This is a genomic window from Pseudomonas sp. BRM28 (genome assembly GCF_002939405.1).
GTDB classification, from domain to species: Bacteria; Pseudomonadota; Gammaproteobacteria; order Pseudomonadales; family Pseudomonadaceae; genus Aquipseudomonas; species Aquipseudomonas palmensis.
The window spans coordinates 1,135,222-1,152,817 of sequence record NZ_PEFV01000001.1 but is presented as its reverse complement, the minus strand read 5'-3'; the positions used below and the strand labels follow the sequence as shown (position 1 = coordinate 1,152,817).

Annotated in this window: 16 protein-coding genes and 1 pseudogene; 8 read left to right on the top strand and 9 right to left on the bottom strand. The window is 64.0% G+C overall.

The features are described 5' to 3' along the window. Window positions 1-151: 151 nt before the first annotated feature. The 5 genes and pseudogenes from CR917_RS27980 to CR917_RS05465 form a co-directional block, all read left to right on the top strand. Window positions 152-1,168 (top strand): annotated as a pseudogene (locus tag CR917_RS27980) (cache domain-containing protein); the annotation flags it as partial. 93 nt (window positions 1,169-1,261) lie between these two features. Then, the gene (locus CR917_RS27975; protein ID WP_370409115.1) at window positions 1,262-2,026 is read left to right on the top strand and encodes a methyl-accepting chemotaxis protein; all 765 of its coding nucleotides are present in this window, start codon (window positions 1,262-1,264) and stop codon (window positions 2,024-2,026) included. 135 nt (window positions 2,027-2,161) lie between these two features. After that, on the top strand, window positions 2,162-3,286 hold the full coding sequence (locus CR917_RS05475; protein ID WP_104571985.1) for a glycosyltransferase family 1 protein: 1,125 nt from the start codon (window positions 2,162-2,164) through the stop codon (window positions 3,284-3,286). Beyond that, window positions 3,279-4,052 (top strand): DUF2334 domain-containing protein, encoded by a 774-nt coding sequence (locus CR917_RS05470; RefSeq protein WP_058540899.1) that lies wholly within the window; start codon window positions 3,279-3,281, stop codon window positions 4,050-4,052. Before CR917_RS05475 ends, CR917_RS05470 begins: the two co-directional genes overlap by 8 nt. Further along, the gene (locus CR917_RS05465) at window positions 4,049-5,041 is read left to right on the top strand and encodes a lysylphosphatidylglycerol synthase transmembrane domain-containing protein (RefSeq protein ID WP_043862128.1); all 993 of its coding nucleotides are present in this window, start codon (window positions 4,049-4,051) and stop codon (window positions 5,039-5,041) included. The genes CR917_RS05470 and CR917_RS05465 overlap by 4 nt, the downstream gene beginning before the upstream one ends. Window positions 5,042-5,091: 50 nt before the next feature. Here CR917_RS05465 and purU read toward each other — a convergent pair whose 3' ends face one another. Beyond that, on the bottom strand, window positions 5,092-5,940 hold the full coding sequence (purU, locus tag CR917_RS05460; protein ID WP_043862127.1) for a formyltetrahydrofolate deformylase: 849 nt from the start codon (window positions 5,938-5,940) through the stop codon (window positions 5,092-5,094). A 300-nt stretch (window positions 5,941-6,240) separates the two neighbouring features. Between purU and mvaT the strand changes: the two genes are divergently transcribed. Further along, a complete protein-coding gene (mvaT, locus tag CR917_RS05455) occupies window positions 6,241-6,618 on the top strand; it encodes a histone-like nucleoid-structuring protein MvaT (RefSeq protein ID WP_043862126.1) in 378 nt (125 codons plus the stop codon). Between the two features lie 72 nt (window positions 6,619-6,690). Here mvaT and sbcB read toward each other — a convergent pair whose 3' ends face one another. The 3 genes from sbcB to CR917_RS05440 form a co-directional block, all read right to left on the bottom strand. Next, window positions 6,691-8,124 carry an exodeoxyribonuclease I gene (gene sbcB, locus CR917_RS05450; RefSeq protein ID WP_043862125.1) on the bottom strand — a complete coding sequence of 478 codons (1,434 nt, stop codon included), beginning with the start codon at window positions 8,122-8,124 and terminating at the stop codon, window positions 6,691-6,693. 38 nt (window positions 8,125-8,162) lie between these two features. Then, a complete protein-coding gene (locus tag CR917_RS05445; protein WP_043862124.1) occupies window positions 8,163-8,522 on the bottom strand; it encodes a PilZ domain-containing protein in 360 nt (119 codons plus the stop codon). Between the two features lie 157 nt (window positions 8,523-8,679). Then, window positions 8,680-9,069, bottom strand: coding sequence for a tol-pal system YbgF family protein (locus CR917_RS05440; protein WP_043862123.1), 390 nt, complete (start codon window positions 9,067-9,069; stop codon window positions 8,680-8,682). A gap of 203 nt (window positions 9,070-9,272) precedes the next feature. Between CR917_RS05440 and pyk the strand changes: the two genes are divergently transcribed. Further along, window positions 9,273-10,724 carry a pyruvate kinase gene (gene pyk, locus CR917_RS05435; RefSeq protein WP_043862122.1) on the top strand — a complete coding sequence of 484 codons (1,452 nt, stop codon included), beginning with the start codon at window positions 9,273-9,275 and terminating at the stop codon, window positions 10,722-10,724. A gap of 548 nt (window positions 10,725-11,272) precedes the next feature. On the opposite strand, the gene CR917_RS05430 is transcribed toward pyk, so the two are convergent. Both CR917_RS05430 and CR917_RS05425 read right to left on the bottom strand, forming a co-directional pair. Next, window positions 11,273-12,199, bottom strand: a complete 927-nt coding sequence (locus CR917_RS05430) for an iron-sulfur-binding ferredoxin reductase (RefSeq protein ID WP_104571984.1) — start codon at window positions 12,197-12,199, stop codon at window positions 11,273-11,275. Next, window positions 12,192-13,304, bottom strand: a complete 1,113-nt coding sequence (locus CR917_RS05425) for a GGDEF domain-containing protein (protein WP_043862120.1) — start codon at window positions 13,302-13,304, stop codon at window positions 12,192-12,194. The genes CR917_RS05430 and CR917_RS05425 overlap by 8 nt, the downstream gene beginning before the upstream one ends. A gap of 283 nt (window positions 13,305-13,587) precedes the next feature. On the opposite strand from CR917_RS05425, the gene CR917_RS05420 reads away from it, so the two are divergent. Then, window positions 13,588-15,111, top strand: coding sequence for a fumarate hydratase (locus CR917_RS05420; protein WP_043862119.1), 1,524 nt, complete (start codon window positions 13,588-13,590; stop codon window positions 15,109-15,111). Window positions 15,112-15,229: 118 nt separating this feature from the next. Here the strand turns inward: CR917_RS05420 and CR917_RS05415 are convergent, their stop codons facing one another. From CR917_RS05415 to CR917_RS05405, 3 genes are read right to left on the bottom strand one after another with little or no spacing between them, the layout of a single operon-like run. Further along, complete coding sequence (locus CR917_RS05415; protein WP_043862118.1) at window positions 15,230-15,811, bottom strand: DJ-1/PfpI family protein; 582 nt, start codon at window positions 15,809-15,811, stop codon at window positions 15,230-15,232. A 40-nt stretch (window positions 15,812-15,851) separates the two neighbouring features. Continuing rightward, window positions 15,852-17,009, bottom strand: a complete 1,158-nt coding sequence (locus CR917_RS05410; RefSeq protein ID WP_054914815.1) for a phosphatidylserine/phosphatidylglycerophosphate/cardiolipin synthase family protein — start codon at window positions 17,007-17,009, stop codon at window positions 15,852-15,854. A gap of 1 nt (window position 17,010) precedes the next feature. Continuing rightward, window positions 17,011-17,592 (bottom strand): YceI family protein, encoded by a 582-nt coding sequence (locus CR917_RS05405; protein ID WP_043862116.1) that lies wholly within the window; start codon window positions 17,590-17,592, stop codon window positions 17,011-17,013. Window positions 17,593-17,596 lie beyond the last annotated feature (4 nt).

Below are 17,596 nucleotides of genomic sequence, written 5' to 3'. Positions count from 1 at the left end.
CAAGCTTTAGTAGTACTCGGCCGATACCAAGTGTTGATGTTTCACCCAGAAAGTCAGGAAAAGCCCGACAAGGACATGGGAACTGCACTGCTTTCAAGATGCCTTTGTGCGAATGACCCGGATATAAAGACCTTAGCGGACCCAATACGCCATGAATAAAAGCTTCCGTTTCAGCCATAAGATCTTGCTGGCTGCTTCCCTGATCGTCCTTGTGGCCTTCACCCTCTTTACTCTCTACAACGATTACCTGCAGCGTAATGCGATTCACGAAGATCTGGAAAACTATGTCGGCGAAATGGGCGATGCCGCCTCGACCAACATCAAGAACCTCTTCGAAGGACGCCTGCTGCTGGTAGAGAACCTGGCACAGAACATCGCGGCAGCTCCCGGCAACCTCGATTCGCTGCTGGACCAGAAGGTGCTGGCGTCGAGCTTCATCACGGTGTACATGGGCAAGACCGACGGCGGCTTCACCGTGCGCCCGGTGATCCAGATGCCTGACGGCTACGATCCGCGCATCCGCGACTGGTACAAGGACAGCATGGCGGCCAACGGCCCGACCCTGACCGAACCCTACCTGGACATCAGTACCGGCAAGATGGTGATCGGCATGAACGCCACAGTGTCGCGCGAACTGGGCGTGGTCGGTGGCGACATGGAGCTGGACGCCCTGGTCAAGATCATCAACTCCCTGAATTTCGGCGGCATGGGCTACGCGTTCCTGGTGAACGACCAAGGCAAGATCCTGGTGCACCCGGACAAGGACCTGGTGATGAAGTCGCTGTCGGACCTGTACCCGAACAACACCCCGCGCCTGACCAAGGAACTGACCGAGGTCGAGAACAACGGCCAGACCCGTATCCTCAGTTTCGCACCGGTCAAAGGCCTGCCATCGGCCAACTGGCACATCGGTCTCTCGATCGATAAAGAAAAAGCCTACGCGATGCTGAGCAAGTTCCGCACCTCGGCGGTGATCGTCACCGTGATTGCGGTGGCCATCATCATCGCCCTGCTCGGCATGCTCATCCGCGTGCTGCTGCAACCGCTGCACATCATGACCCGCGCCATGGAAGACATCGCCCAGGGCGAAGGCGACCTGACCAAGCGTCTGAGCATCCACAGCAACGACGAATTCGGCACCCTGGGCCGCGCCTTCAACCACTTCGTCGAGCGTATCCACAGCTCGATCCGCGAAGTGTCCTCGGCCACCCAGCAGGTCAACGAAGTGGCACTGCGCGTGGTCAGCGCCTCCAACTCCTCGATGGTCAACTCCGACGAGCAGGCCAACCGCACCAACAGCGTGGCCGCCGCCATCAACGAGCTGGGCGCCGCTGCCCAGGAAATCGCCCATAACGCCGCGCAAGCCTCGCAGCAGGCCAGCTCTGCACGCCACCTGGCCGAAGAGGGCCAGCAGGTGGTAGACCGCAGCATCCAGGCGATGAACCGTCTGTCGGACCTTATCTCCACCTCCAGCTCGCACATCGAGACGCTCAACAGCAAGACCGTGAACATCGGTCAGATCCTCGAAGTGATCACCAGCATCTCGCAACAGACCAACCTGCTGGCCCTCAACGCGGCCATCGAGGCGGCCCGTGCCGGTGAAGCCGGGCGCGGGTTTGCCGTGGTGGCCGATGAAGTGCGCAACCTGGCCCACCGTACCCAGGAGTCGGCACAACAGGTGCAGAGCATGATCGAAGAGCTGCAGGTCGGCGCCCGCGAGTCGGTCGACACCATGAGCCAGAGCCAGCGCCACAGCCAGGACAGCGTCTCGATCGCCAACCAGGCCGGCGAGCGCCTGGGCAGCGTGACCCTGCGTATCGGCGAGATCGACGGCATGAACCAGTCGGTGGCCACCGCCACCGAAGAGCAGACCTCGGTGGTCGAGTCGATCAACATGGACATCAACGAAATCAACATGCTCAACCAGGAAGGCGTGGAGAACCTGCAGGCCACCCTGCGTGCCTGTTCCGACCTGGAACAGCAGGCCGGCCGCCTCAAGCACCTGGTCGGTACCTTCCGCATCTGACCGCGCGCGCCCGGCGGCTTGCTCGCCGGGCGCGCAACATGATCGAACAAACTATCCTTCACTGAGGTCCACCCTAGGGCGCGTCATCCACCGCATATCCATGCGCGATGACAACCTGAAGACGGTCTCGGAGGGATGCTGATCGTGCACATCGCTGACATCACCATGTTCTACGCCCCCGCCAGTGGCGGTGTGCGTACCTATCTTGATGCCAAACACCGCCGCCTGGGCCTGAACCCCGGCGTTCGCCACAGCCTGCTGATCCCCGGCGCCAGCGCCAGCCATGCCAATGGCATCTATCAGGTGCCTGCCCCCGCCCTGCCCTTCGGCAACGGCTACCGCTTCCCGCTGCGTCTGGCGCCCTGGCGCAACGTACTGCATGACCTGCAACCGGACCTGATCGAAGTGGGCGACCCCTACCTCACCGCCTGGGCCGCGCTCGATGCACGGCGCCAGCTCGATGTGCCGGTGATCGGGTTCTATCATTCCGACCTGCCGCTGCTGGTCGGCAACCGCATGGGCCACTGGTTCACGCCCAATGTCGAAGCCTATGTCAGCAAGCTGTACGGCAACTTCGACCGGGTGCTGGCGCCCAGCCAGGTGATGGCCGACAAGCTGCGCGGGCTGGGCATCGGCAATGTGCATGTACAGCGCCTCGGGGTGGACCTGCAGACCTTCCACCCCGATCATCGCGACCCCGGCCTGCGCGCCGATCTGGGGCTGGCCGACACCACGCGCCTGCTGGTGTTCGCCGGGCGCGGCTCCCGGGAGAAAAACCTGCCCGTGCTGCTGGACTGCATGAAACGCCTGGGCAAGCACTATCACCTGCTGCTGGTGGGTTCGCACATGCCCAGCAACGTGCCGGCCAACGTCACCATCATCAACCACTTCTGCCCGGCCACCCAGGTCGCCCGCCTGCTGGCCAGTGCCGATGCGCTGCTGCACGCCGGCGACCAGGAGACCTTCGGGCTGGTGATACTCGAGGCCATGGCCAGCGGCATCCCGGTGGTGGCGGTAGCGGCCGGGGCCTTTACCGAAATCGTCGAACCGAGCTACGGCCGGCTGTGCACGCCCAACGACGGCCAGGCGATGGCCGCCGCCGTGCGCGAGCTGTTCGAGGCCGGCGCACCGCAACTGGGGCAGCAGGCACGCCGGCATGCCGAACAGCACTACGCCTGGGACACAGTGGTCGGCGGCCTGCTCGAACACTATCGGGCCGTGCTGGGCCATCACGAGCAACCGGTGCGCGCCCATGCCTGAACAGCCTGACCTGCACAACCAGCACCCCAGCGTACTGCTGGTGCTGCACGACGTGGCCCCGGAAACCTGGCCCGACTACCAGCCCTTCGTCGAAGCCGTCGACGCCCTGGGCGACATCCCCATGACCCTGCTGGTGGTACCCGACTTCCACCGGCGCAACCCTGTGCAGCAGGCCCCGGCCTTTCGCCAGGTGCTGGAGCGGCGACTGAGCCGGGGCGACGAACTGGCCCTGCATGGCTACTACCATGCCGACGACGGTCCGCCGCCACGTTCGCCGCGCGAGTACTTCATGCGCCGCATCTATACCTGGGAGGGTGAGTTCTACGCCCTGGGCCAGGCCCAGGCGCTGCATCGCCTGAATGCCGGGATCGAGCTGTTCCAGGCCTGCGATTGGCCGCTGACCGGCTTCGTTGCCCCGGCCTGGCTGATGAGCGAAGGCACTCGCCAGGCCCTGCGCGAAACCCCGCTGCACTACACCAGCGACCCGCAGCACCTGTTCCGCCTGCCCGACTTCAGCCGCATCGACGCCCCGGGGCTGGTGTGGAGCGCCCGCAGTGCCTGGCGCCGCGGGCTGTCGAAAGTACTCAGCGAGGCGCGCCGGGCACGCCTGCAGCAGGCGGCCACGATCCGCCTCGGGCTGCACCCGGTGGACATGCGCCATGCCTATTCGCGCCGCTACTGGCTCGACACCCTGCAGCAACTGCTGCAGCAGGGCCGTACCCCCATGACCAAGATGGCTTGGCTGGCCAGCAGGCCCGGCGCATGACTCGCCTGGGCTGGCTCACGCTGGCCCTGCTGCTGGCGCTGCTGGTACCGACGCTGCTGGGCGGCAGCGACCTGCTGCCGCGCCTGCAGCGGTTCCCGCTGGCGCTGCTGATGGGGTTGTTCGGCATGATCGTGCTGTGCTGGTGCATCAACGCCCTGCGCCTGCGTCTGCTGCTCGGCACCCAGGGGGCGGCGCTGGGGCGGGTGCGCAGCCTGGGGGTGATCATGGCCACCGAGTTCGCCATCTGCTCCACCCCCGGCGGCAGCGGCGGGCCACTGGCGCTGGTGGCCCTGCTGGCCAGGCACCGGGTGCGACCGGCCCAGAGCAGCGCGGTGTTCGCCATGGACCAGCTCAATGACCTGGTGTTCTTCCTGTGCGCGATGTTCGGGATTGTCATCTACATGCTGTTCCACCGCTTCAGCGCAAGCATGCAGGGCATGCTGCTGGCCAGTGCGCTGATGATGTTCGCCGCCCTGCTGGCGGGGCTGGCGATACTGCGCTGGCGCCGCGGGTTGATGCGTGCGATGGGCCGGCTGCTGCGGCGGTTGAAGGTGCGTGACGCCACGTGCCGACGCTGGGCGCGCAAGGTGCTGCACTTCTTTCGCGCGTTTGCCGCCACCTGGCGCCTGCCCAAGCGGGTACTGGCGCTGGTGTTCGGGCTCACCTGCCTGCACTGGGCGCTGCGCTACAGCGTGCTGTACCTGGTGTTGCGCGGGCTGGGGACAGACCTGCAGTGGGTGTCGAGCTTTCTGGTGCAGATGCTCGCCCTGAGTGCCGGCCAGTTCAGCCTGTTGCCCGGCGGGGCTGGCGCGGCGGAGTTGACCTCGGCGACGCTGCTGACGCCCATGGTGGGCAAGTCGACCGCGGCAGCGGCGATTCTGATATGGCGGGTGGTGACGTACTACTTCTATCTGGTGGTGGGCGGCCCGGTGTTCGTCTGCCTGCTGGGCAAGCCGCTGCTGGAGCGGTTGCGCCTGGCACGGCGGTAGACACGCGTTGTGCCCTTCGCCAGCAAGGCTGGCGAAGGGCCGGTGCGGTCCTAGAACACCACCGTCTTGTTGCCGTGCACCAGCACGCGGTCTTCCAGGTGATAGCGCAGGCCGCGGGCCAGCACCATCTTCTCGACGTCGCGACCGAAACGCACCATGTCCTCGATGCTGTCGCTGTGGCTCACACGCACCACGTCCTGCTCGATGATCGGGCCGGCATCCAGCTCTTCGGTCACGTAGTGGCAGGTGGCGCCGATCAGCTTCACGCCTCGCATCGACGCCTGGTGATACGGCTTGGCCCCCACGAACGACGGCAGGAAGCTGTGGTGAATGTTGATCACCTGCTGGGCGTATTCCTGGCACAGCTGTGGCGGCAGGATCTGCATGTAGCGCGCCAGCACCACCACGTCGGCGGCATGCTCCTTGACCAGGCGCGACACCTCGGCAAATGCCGGCTGCTTGTTCTGCGGGTCGACCGGTACGTGGTAGAACGGAATGCCGTGCCACTCGACCATGCTACGCAGGTCGTTGTGGTTGGAGATCACGCACGGGATATCGCAGTCCAGCTCGTTGCTGTGCCAGCGGTGCAGCAGGTCGGCCAGGCAATGGGACTCGCGGCTGGCCATCAGCACCACGCGTTTCTTCTGGTCGGTGTCGGTAATGCGCCACACCATCGAAAACTCTTCGGCAATCGGCGCGAACGCTTCGCGCAGCGCCTCGATGCCGAAAGGCAGGGTATCGGCACGGATTTCGTGACGCATGAAGAACCAGCCGCTCAGGTCATCGGAATGATGGCTCGCTTCGGTGATCCAGCCGTTATGGGACGCCAGAAAATTACTGACTTTGGCGACGATGCCGACACGGTCGGGGCAAGCGATCACCAGCCGATAGGTGCGCATGAGAGGGGCTCCAGAGTTCGCAAAGGCGCGTATTCTAACGACTGCCCGGAAAAACTGCAGTAGTGATTGCATACCGTGTATCACAACCTCACACCGCAGCCAGCCTGGGCTTGCACCTCGTCAAGGGCACATTAAAGTTATTTAACAATTGAAGCGGATAATTGGGAGTATCTCGTCACAATACCCTTTCAATTATGAAGGTATTCCGCAATGACGGCGGTTTAATGTTTACTTGTATTAAGTGTCTGACTATTATTGCTGCACCGCTGTCCTGCGTCCCTTCCCTCCAAGGAATACCTCATGTCCCTGATCAACGAATACCGCGCTACCGAAGAAGCCATCAAAGAACTGCAAGCCCGCCTGAAGAACCTGTCCGAAGACAACAAGCTGAAAACCGAGCTGGAGTTTGAAGCCAAACTGCGCGAGCTGATGGGCGAGTACTCCAAGTCGCTGCGCGACATTATTGCTCTGCTGGACCCTGAGGCCAAACTGAACAAGGCCCCTCGCGGCCCGGTTAAAACCACCGGCACCAAGCGTGCACGCAAGGTCAAGCAATACAAGAACCCGCACAATGGCGAAGTCATCGAAACCAAAGGTGGCAACCACAAGACACTCAAAGAGTGGAAAGCCAAGTGGGGTGGTGACGTAGTAGAAGGCTGGGCGACCCTGCTCGGTTAATCGCTGGACACTGTAACCCGGTTACAGGTCAGCCCAAAACGCCAGCATGCTGGCGTTTTTTATTGCCTGCAATTACTGCAGGGCAAACCGTTCGCGCAAGTTCATGGCATGGGCTCGCCATTGCGCCAGCAACTCGCGCTGCGTGGCATCGGCATCCAGCCAGGCGCTCTGCAATGCCTGCTCGAAGCCTTCAAGGGTATTCGGAGCGCCCATTGCCGGGTCGCTCAGGCGCTGCTGGCAGAACCCGAGCCAACGCTGGCGCTCCTGTGCATCCAAGGTCTGCGGAAAATTGCGCGCACGGTAGCGAAACAGCAACTCCGGCAATCGTGCATCGTCGAACATCCACTGACCCGTGGCTAATTGCTCGGGCTCCACGGTTCTTACTTGTTCACACAGGCGTCGGTCGCGATCACCGATAAATCCGTCATACAGCTGTTGCTCGGGGTCTTCGCTCGGGGCGAATTCCTGACTGTCATAAATAGCGCTCAACTTGTTCTGCCACACGGCCTGGGCGGCACTCAACTGCTCGGCGCGCTGTTGATACAACGTCATATCCAGGCCAAGGCGTTGCTGATCTTCACCGCGCAATACACTCAAGGGCGCGACCACCGGGCAGCGATTGATCTGAATTAATTTCAACGGTACCGGCAATTGTCCCTCGGACATTTCCTCGCGTCGGGTGTACAGACGCTGACGCAACACTTCGGCATCTTCCGTCAGCAATGGTGCGATATCCTGATGCAAGTCGCACACAATCAGCGCATTGCGATTGCGTGGATGCCAGGCCAGGGGCAGCACCACGCCAAGATAATTACGTGCCGCAGAAAAGCGTCCGGAAATATGCACAAGCGGTTGCAACAAACGCACTTGATCGAGGACTTTCTGCTTGCTGCGCAACTGGAACAACCATGCATACAGCCTGGGTTGCTTCTCGCGGATCAAGCGCGCCATTGCCAACGTGGCACGCACATCCGCAAGCGCCTCGTGCGCCTGCCCGTGATCGATGCCATTGGCCGCCGTCAGCAACTCCAGCTTCAGGCTCACCTGGCCGTCGCGCTGCGGCCACTGGATGCCATCGGGGCGCAGGGCGTAGGCAGTGCGCACCACATCGATAAGGTCCCAGCGGCTGTTGCCGCCCTGCCACTCGCGGGCATAGGGGTCGAAAAAGTTGCGATACAGGCTGTAACGCGTCACTTCGTCGTCGAAACGCAGCGAGTTGTAGCCGGCCCCGCAAGTACCCGGGCGCGCCAGCTCGGCGTGCACCCGGGTCATGAACTCGGCTTCGCACAGGCCCTGGGTGGCCAGCTGCGCCGGGGTAATGCCGGTTATCAGGCACGCCGCAGGGTGCGGCAGAATATCGTCGGCGGGTTGGCAGAAGAGGTTGACCGGCGGCTCGATCTCGTTGAGGTCCAGATCGGTGCGCACCCCTGCCACCTGCAGGGGCCGGTCGCTGCGCGGGTTGATACCGGTGGTTTCATAGTCGTGCCAGAAAATGCTGGAGCTCACGGCGTCGTCCTGAACAGAAAATCTGCCGGGAGTCTACCTCAGGCCGACGCACTCAACGGGTGGAAGCTGAAATAGTTGCGCAGCGACGACACCAGTTCGTCGTATTCGCGAGGGGCCTGCAGCAGCATGAAGCCGGAATCGTAGTGCCCCGGGTTCTCGTCTTCGTGGCACCACAGGCAGCTGGCGGTGAGGTTGATCACGTGCAGCGCACCGGCGCGCCCGGGCACCTTGAGCTGCAGTTCGAAATCGGGGCCCACCAGCAGTGGCAGGTCGCTGATCAGCATCAGGCCGTCTTCGGACACATTGCCCAGATAACCGATGGGCAACCCGGTAAACCGGTTGAAGACCTTGAGGTAATACGGGAGCAGGTGACGCTCGATTCGACGTTCGGTAAACATGATAGGAGTCGCTGTCGAAGACCCTTGAGCAGGGTCGCGCTGGATCGTTCTGGTGTACCGCATGTACCTCACAAGCCTAGCGCAACCTGACTGCCCCGTCACATTCGGACCCGCGCACTTTAGTATTAACGTCAGTATCGACGTCGTTGCGCGGCCATCAACGCCAGGGGGTGCTGCTGGCCGGACGGGCGATGGCCGGCTCGCCATTGGGGCGATAGTGGCCAAGCTGCTCGAGGGTCTGCAGGCGGGCGCGGGCACGGTAGGCGTACTCGTTGCGCGGGTACTGGGTGATGATGTACTGGTAGGTCTGCGCCGCATCCACATAGAGCTTCTGGCGCTCCAGGCACTGACCGCGCAGCATCGACGCCTCGGGGTGGATGAACGGGCGCGCACGGCTGGTGCGGTCGACCTGCGACAGCTCGAGCATGACCTGCTCGCAGTTGCCGCGATCATAGGCGCGGTAGGCATTGTTCAGGTGATGGTCCATCGACCAGCGGGTGCAACCGACGACACTGGTCGCCAGGGCTAAAACGATCAAGGCTCGCATGGGGGGTCTCCTCTACTGAGCAGTGTATCGGCGCTTTCCTTGAAAGCTATAGGAGGAACAGCGGCAAGCGGACTGCATTGCGCTTGCCGCTTGCCACTCGTTCAACCGCCCCTCCTCCTCCCACCAAGGTAGTGCAAAGGAACAATGACTACAGCGATTTTCCGGAGTAGCCTTTCGCTGCGCTTCACTACAGGAGTCTGTGCATGACCATCCGCCGCACCAAAATTGTCGCCACCCTTGGCCCCGCCAGCAACTCGCCGGAAGTTATCGAGCAACTGATCCTTGCGGGTCTGGACGTCGCTCGCTTGAACTTCTCGCACGGCACCCCGGACGAGCACAAGGCTCGCGCCCGCATGATCCGTGACATCGCCGCCAAGCATGGCCGCCACGTCGCGCTGCTGGGCGACCTGCAAGGGCCGAAGATCCGCATTGCCAAGTTTGCCAACAAGCGAATCGAACTCAAGGTCGGCGACCGCTTCACCTTCTCCACGGCTCACCCGCTCACCGAAGGCACCCAGGATATCGTCGGCATCGACTACCCGGACCTGGTCAAGGACTGCGGCGTGGGTGACGAACTGCTGCTCGACGACGGCCGCGTGGTCATGCGCGTCGAAACCGCCAGCGCTGACGCCCTGCACTGCGTGGTGCTGATCGGCGGCCCGCTGTCGGACCACAAGGGCATCAACCGTCGCGGCGGCGGCCTGACCGCCCCGGCCCTGACCGAGAAAGACAAGGCCGATATCAAGCTGGCGGCCGAGATGGACCTGGACTACCTGGCCGTGTCGTTCCCGCGTGATGCCAGCGACATGGAATACGCCCGTCGCCTGCGTGACGAGTCTGGTGGTACGGCCTGGCTGGTGGCCAAGATCGAACGTGCCGAAGCCGTGGCCGACGACGAGACCCTCGACGGCCTGATTCGCGCCAGTGATGCAGTGATGGTGGCCCGTGGTGACCTGGGTGTGGAAATCGGCGACGCCGAGCTGGTGGGCATCCAGAAGAAGATCATTCTGCATGCACGCCGCCACAACAAGGCGGTGATCACCGCGACCCAGATGATGGAGTCGATGATCCAGAACCCGATGCCGACCCGTGCCGAAGTGTCCGACGTGGCCAACGCCGTGCTCGACTACACCGACGCGGTAATGCTGTCGGCCGAGAGTGCTGCCGGTGCCTACCCGCTCGAGGCGGTACAGGCCATGGCGCGGATCTGCCTGGGCGCCGAGAAGCACCCTACCAGCAAGACCTCCAGCCACCGCATGGGCACGCAGTTCAGCCGTTGCGACGAGAGCATCGCGCTGGCGGCCATGTACACCGCCAACCACTTCCCGGGTGTGAAGGCGATCATTGCCTTGACCGAGAGTGGCTACACCCCGCTGATCATGTCGCGTATTCGTTCGTCGATCCCGATCTTCGCCTTCTCGCCGCACCGCGAGACCCAGGCGCGGGTTGCGATGTTCCGTGGCGTGTACACCGTACCGTTCGACCCTGCGGCGCTGGCGCCGGAGCAAGTCAGCCAGGCGGCGGTGGACGAGCTGCTCAAGCGTGGCGTGGTCGAGCAAGGTGACTGGGTCATCCTGACCAAGGGTGACAGCTACCACACCATCGGTGGCACCAATGGCATGAAGATTCTGCATGTCGGTGATCCGTTGGTCTGAAGCTGACCGGTTGTCACTAGAGCCCCGCCTTGATGGCGGGGCTTTTTTATGGGTGCGATACGCCGGTGCCGGTGATCTTGAGCTGGCTTTGATCTGCCGGCCCTTCAGAAGGCCGAGTGGAGTCGCCATCCAGGCTGGATAATCTCTCAACTCTGGATCAGTGGTTCCAATGACAGCGAGCATATCCAACATGAATACAGACGCCGAGGGCCCCTTCCGCTCTTACAGCGGCTTACTTTTTTCTTGGAAAAAGTAAGCAAAACCGCTCCGTCCATCATCAGGCCCTACGCTTCGCTACGGGTCCCCTCCCTCCGGCGCCGCTCCGGGGGCACGCGACCCGAGTTGCAAGCAACTCTAACAGTCGCTCGCTTCGGCTAACGCCGAAGGGGCTTCGCCCCGCCCCCTGCACGACACCTCCACTCGGCCTTCTGGGGGACGGAAGATCAAAATCAAAAGCAGATCAAGATCAAGATCAAGAGCCAGAGCCAGAGCCAAGGCCAGCGCAAACGCCGCAGGAGCCTGCAGTACCTCCTTATGGGAATAGGAGCTCAGGCATGCCCCACGAATACATCCGCAAACAGCTGATTACGCGGCAACCCCGCCAGAAACATCCCACGCGCAAACCGCTCCACACTCGACGCAGAGCCACAAGCCAGCGCAATCGTCTGACGCGATGCCAGACGCATCGGCCCCAACTCCTCCGGTATCAGCAACTGCACCTCCACCTGCGGATACCGCCGCGCCAGGTCATCCAGCTCCCGCTGCAGGTAATGCCCACCCGCCTCGCTCGCCACATGCACCACCCTGATCGCCCCCTGATGCTCCTGACGCAGCGCCTCGCGCACAATCCCCCACAGTGGCGCCAGCCCGGAACCCGCCGCCAGCAGCCACAACGGCCGGGCCTGCCAGTCCGGATCGTAATGCAGCGCGCCACCGCGCAACTCCCCCAGGCGCACCAGGTCGCCCACCTGCAACCCCCGCGCCGCGCTGCAGAACGCCCCGGCATGCCGGCAATCCAGGTGAAATTCGAGCCATTCATCCTCGCCCGGCACGCTGGCCAGCGAATACGGTCGCGCAACACCCTGCGCGCTCCACAGCACCAGATGCTGCCCCGCCTGATAACGCAACGGCCTGTCCGGTTGCAGGCGCAGGCGCAGCACCTGCGCGCCCAGCCAGTCCAGCGCAACGACCCGCGCCGGCGCCCCATCGCGCACCGGGTCGAACACCGCCACCTGCAGGTCACTCTCGACCCGGCACTGGCAGGCCAGCCGCCAGCCCTCCAGGCGCTTGCCTTCGCTCAGCGCATCGGGCCTGGCATCGCCCGGCACACCCGCCAGACAACGCACCAGGCAAGCATGGCAGCTCCCCGCCCGGCAGCTGTAGGGCACGCCCACGCCAGCCTCGTTCAGCGCATCCAGCAGGTTGCTGCCCTCGGCCACCTGCCAACTGCGCTCACCTACGCACAACTCAGGCATCCACCACCTCCCAGGCCGGCACACAGCGATTTCGGCCGCTGCGCTTGGCGCGGTACAGCGCCTGATCGGCACGGTGCAATGCATTGTCCAGGTCATCCTCGGCTGTCAGCAGGGTCATGCCGACCGACAGGCTCAAGGGCCCCACCTGCCCCTGCATCGCCGCCGAGGGCAACGCACCAAAGGCCTGACGCAGACGCTCGCAGCAATGTTCCAGGGCCTGGGCCGTGCAATCGGGCAACAACAGCACGAACTCCTCGCCGCCATAGCGGGCCAGCACCGCGGCGTCGCACAGGTGCTCGCTGGCAACCTGGGCAAAGGCCTGCAGTACCCGGTCGCCGACCGCATGCCCGTGGGCGTCGTTGATGCGCTTGAAATGGTCCAGGTCGATCAGCGCCAGACCATGCCGGCTCCCCATGGGCATGCTGGCCAGGGCATCGCTGGCCAGGCGCAGAAAATGCCGGCGGTTGAACAGGCCGGTCAACTCGTCGGTGGCCACCAGTTCCTCCAGTTGCCCCATCATGCCGCGCAGGGTGTCCTGGTGCGCCTGCAGGGCGATGCGGCGCTGGCGCATGCGCTGGCGCGAGGCCTGCACGTAGCGGGCATACAGGCACAACCAGCACAGCACCACGAACAGCGTGCATACCTGCAACGCCGCCAGCGCCGGGTCCGACAGGCGCCCGTTGCCCCACTCCCACAGGTTCAGGCCGAGAAAGCTGCACAGCACCACCAGCGCGCAGCGGGTGAACGAACGGCCGTTGAGGTGGAACAGGCCGAACATCAGGATCAACGGGTACAGCACCAGGAAGGTGCCACGGGCCTGGTCCAGGTTGGCCAGCAGCCAGGTTTGCCAGGCCGCTGCCAGCAGCACCTGGAACTCCGTGAGGCTGGGGTCGCGCCAGCGCAGGTTGACGCCACTGGCAAACACCCAGCCCAGCCACGCCAGGTTGAGCAACAGCAGCACACTGCTCGCGCCGATGACCGGCACCGGCGCCTGCACATGCCCGCCCAGCACGGCGACCCAGGCCAGCAGCAGCACCAGCAGGTAACTGCCGGCAGCCAGCAGGAAACGCTTGAGAAGAAGCTTTTGCAGAGCGGTTTCGGTCACGGGTGACTCACCAGGCAGCCGAGCGGCAGCGGTTGTGACGGGGGGCAGTCGGTACTGTAGGACGTGTTCGAAATAATTGCCACGCAAAAACAGTGCCTGGCAGCAGGCGACCATGGTTGGCCGCACTGGCGCGTGTACCGGCAGGCGATGCGCGCTATACTGCCGCGCCTTTTTGCGTCGGCCACTGCGTGTCGGCGCGCCTTGAAAGGTCATTGCGACGCCTCGGCCCGTGAACGTCGCGATACCTTAATGAATGTTCCCGTCTTTAAGAGGAGCGCGCTGCATGACCGTGATCAAGCAAGACGACCTGATTCAGAGCGTTGCCGACGCCCTGCAGTTCATTTCGTACTACCACCCCGTCGATTTCATCCAGGCCATGCACGAGGCCTACCTGCGTGAAGAGTCGCCGGCTGCGCGCGACTCCATCGCGCAGATCCTGATCAACTCGCGCATGTGCGCCACCGGCCACCGGCCGATCTGCCAGGACACCGGTATCGTCACCGTGTTCGTGCGCGTCGGCATGGACGTGCGCTGGGATGGCGCGACCATGAGCCTGGACGACATGATCAACGAAGGCGTGCGTCGCGCCTACAACCTGCCCGAGAACGTGCTGCGCGCCTCGATCCTGGCCGACCCGGCAGGTGCCCGCAAGAACACCAAGGACAACACCCCGGCCGTGATCCACTACTCGATCGTCCCTGGCGACAAGGTCGAGGTGGATGTCGCGGCCAAGGGCGGCGGTTCGGAAAACAAGTCGAAGATGGCCATGCTCAACCCGTCCGACTCGATCGTCGACTGGGTGCTCAAGACCGTTCCGACCATGGGCGCCGGCTGGTGCCCGCCGGGCATGCTCGGCATCGGTATCGGCGGTACTGCCGAGAAGGCCGCGGTGATGGCCAAGGAAGTGTTGATGGAGTCCATCGACATCCACGAGCTCAAGGCCCGGGGCCCGCAGAACCGCATCGAAGAGATCCGCCTGGAACTGTTCGAGAAGGTCAACCAGCTGGGCATCGGCGCCCAGGGCCTGGGCGGCCTGACCACCGTGCTCGACGTCAAGATCATGGACTACCCGACCCACGCGGCCTCGTTGCCGGTGTGCATGATCCCCAACTGCGCAGCCACCCGTCACGCGCACTTCGTGCTCGATGGTTCCGGCCCTGCAGAGCTGGAAGCACCGTCGCTGGACGCCTACCCGGAAATCGTCTGGGAAGCCGGCCCGTCGGCCCGTCGCGTCAACCTCGACACCCTGACCCCGGAAGACGTGCAGAGCTGGAAGCCGGGCGAGACCATCCTGCTCAACGGCAAGATGCTGACCGGCCGCGACGCCGCGCACAAGCGCATGGTCGAGATGCTCAACCGTGGCGAAGAGCTGCCGGTGGACCTCAAGGGCCGCTTCATCTACTACGTCGGCCCGGTTGATCCGGTGCGCGAAGAAGTGGTTGGCCCGGCAGGCCCGACCACCGCAACGCGGATGGACAAGTTCACCCGTCAGATCCTGGAGCAGACCGGCCTGCTGGGCATGATCGGCAAGTCAGAGCGCGGCCCGACCGCCATCGACGCAATCAAGGACAACAAAGCCGTGTACCTGATGGCCGTGGGTGGCGCTGCCTACCTGGTGGCTCAGGCGATCAAGAAATCCAAGGTGCTGGCATTTGCCGAACTGGGAATGGAAGCGATCTACGAGTTCGACGTGAAAGACATGCCGGTGACCGTTGCGGTCGACAGCAATGGCGAGTCGGTGCACATCACCGGGCCTGCACTGTGGCAGAGCAAGATCGCGCAAAGCCTGGCAGTGGAAGTGAAGTAAGCGCCAGCGCTACAAGCTGAAAGCTGAAAGCTGAAAGCTGAAAGCGGCAAGGGAGTGATCCCTTGCCGCTTTTTTGTTGCCTGTACCGGCCTCTTCGCCGGCACGCCAGCGAAGGCTTTCAGAGGGTAATGCGCGTCCCCAGCAACCCCAGGAACCCCGCCAGCCACGCCGGGTGCGCAGGCCAGGCCGGCGCACTGGCCAGGTTGCCCTGCACATGCGCCGCCGTCACCTCGATCTCGACGTAACGCCCACCCGCCAGGCGCACCTCCGGCGCACACGCCGGGTACGCACTGCACTCGCGCCCCTCCAGCACCCCGGCCGCCGCCAGCAGTTGCGCCCCATGGCACACCGCCGCAATCGGCTTGCCCGCCTGGTCGATGGCGCGCACCAGTTGCAGCACCTCTTCATTCAGGCGCAGGTACTCCGGCGCACGCCCGCCCGGGATCACCAGCGCGTCGTAGTCTTCGGCACGCACCTGGGCGAAATCGAAGTTCAGGCCAAAGTTGTGCCCCGGCTTCTCGCTGTAGGTCTGGTCGCCCTCGAAGTCATGGATGGCGGTACGTACCGACTGCCCGGCCGACTTGCCAGGGCACACCGCATGCACCGTGTGGCCAACCATCTGCAGCGCCTGGAACGGCACCATCACTTCATAGTCTTCGACGTAATCGCCGACCAGCATGAGAATCTTTTTCGCTGCCATTTCGTCAACTCCTTCTGATGCGGGGGAAAATCGAAAAACCTCAGTCGCGCCGGTCCAGCAGGTTGACCACCACCCGGTCCAGCCAGCCCCAGATACGCTGTTTCACACGCCGCCACAGCGGCCGCGCCTGCCAGTCGTCCAGGTCGACCTGGCGGCTCAGGGCAAAGTCGCGCTCGAAGCTCGCCACCACGTCGGCGGTCAGTTGCGGGTCGATGGCCTCGACGTTGGCCTCAAGGTTGAAACGCAGGTTCCAGTGGTCGAAATTGCATGAGCCAATGCTCACCCAGTCGTCCACCAGCACCATCTTCAGGTGCAGGAAGCATGGCTGGTATTCGAATATCTTCACCCCTGCCCGCAGCAGGCGCGGGTAATAGCGATGACCGGCATAGCGTACCGAAGGATGGTCGGTACGCGGGCCGGTCAGCAGCAGGCGCACATCGATGCCCAGCGCGGCCGCGCGGCGCAAAGCCCGGCGCACCTTCCAGGTGGGCAGAAAATAAGGCGTGGCCAGCCAGATACGACGCTTGCCGCTGATCAGCGCGCGCACCAGCGACTGCAGGATGTCGCGGTGCTGGCGGGCGTCGGCATAGGCCACCCGGCCCAGGCCCGGGCCTGCAACCGGCACCCGCGGCAGGTGCGCCAGGCCGAAATGGGTGGGTGGGCGCCACGCGGTGCGGCGCAGGTTGGAACGCCACTGGCGATCGAACAGCATCTGCCAGTCGGCCACCAGCGGCCCCTGCATCTGCACCATCACCTCGTGCCATTCGCTGACCGGCTCGCCCGGTGTCCAGAACTGGTCGGTGACCCCGGTGCCGCCGACCACCGCCCAGGCCTGGTCCACCAGCAGCAGCTTGCGGTGGTCGCGGTACAGGTTGCGCAGCCCCCGGCGCCAACGCAGGCGGTTGTACCAGCGCAACTCAACGCCGGCGCCCAGCAGGCGCTGACGCAGGCTCAAGGTAAAAGCCAGCGAGCCGTAGTCATCGAACAGGCAGCGTACCCGCACGCCGCGCTCGGCGGCCTGCACCAGCGCCTGCACCATGGCCTCGGCACACGCCCCGGCCTCGACCAGGTACAGCTCCAGGTCGACCTGGTGCTCGGCACCCATGATCGTCTGCAGCATGCGCGGGAAGAACTGCGGGCCGTCGATCAGCAGTTCGAACTGGTTGCCGGCACGCCATGGAAACACCGGCCCGGCCATTTCAGCGCGCCGTGAAGATCAGTACCGCACCCACCGGCACCGACAGGTTGATCGACTGCAGCCCGGCGAGCTTCTGCAACGTCTTGAGGCCGGGCAGCAGGTCGAAGTGATCGGCGCTCAGTACCAGCGGCTCCAGGGTCACCACCTGGAAGCGCCGCTCGTCGAGCCGGGTGGCGAGCAGCTGCGCGTTGTAGCTGTGGGTCTTGCCGTGCAGGTTGACGGTCACCGGCAGGCGCAGTTCGACCTGGGCACCGTTGGCCAGGTCGTTGATCGGACGCAGGTCGATCTGCGCCTGGATGGTCGCGTCGGGGTATTTGGCCACCTCGAACAGGTCGTTGCGCATGCGCTCGTCACGCAGCGGGATGCCGCTGCTGACCGAGTCCATCTCGATCTGCAGCTCGGCCGCACCCTTGCGATCGACCTTGCCATGCAGCACCAGAAAGCGATGCACCTCGGACACGTTGCCGTTCTTGCTGGTGATGAACGACAGGCGCGACGATTCGCCGTCCAGGTGCCAGTTGGCCTGGGCAGGCAGGCTCGCCAGGGCCAGCAGGGCGAGAGCGATTCGGGGCAGGCTGAACATGCAG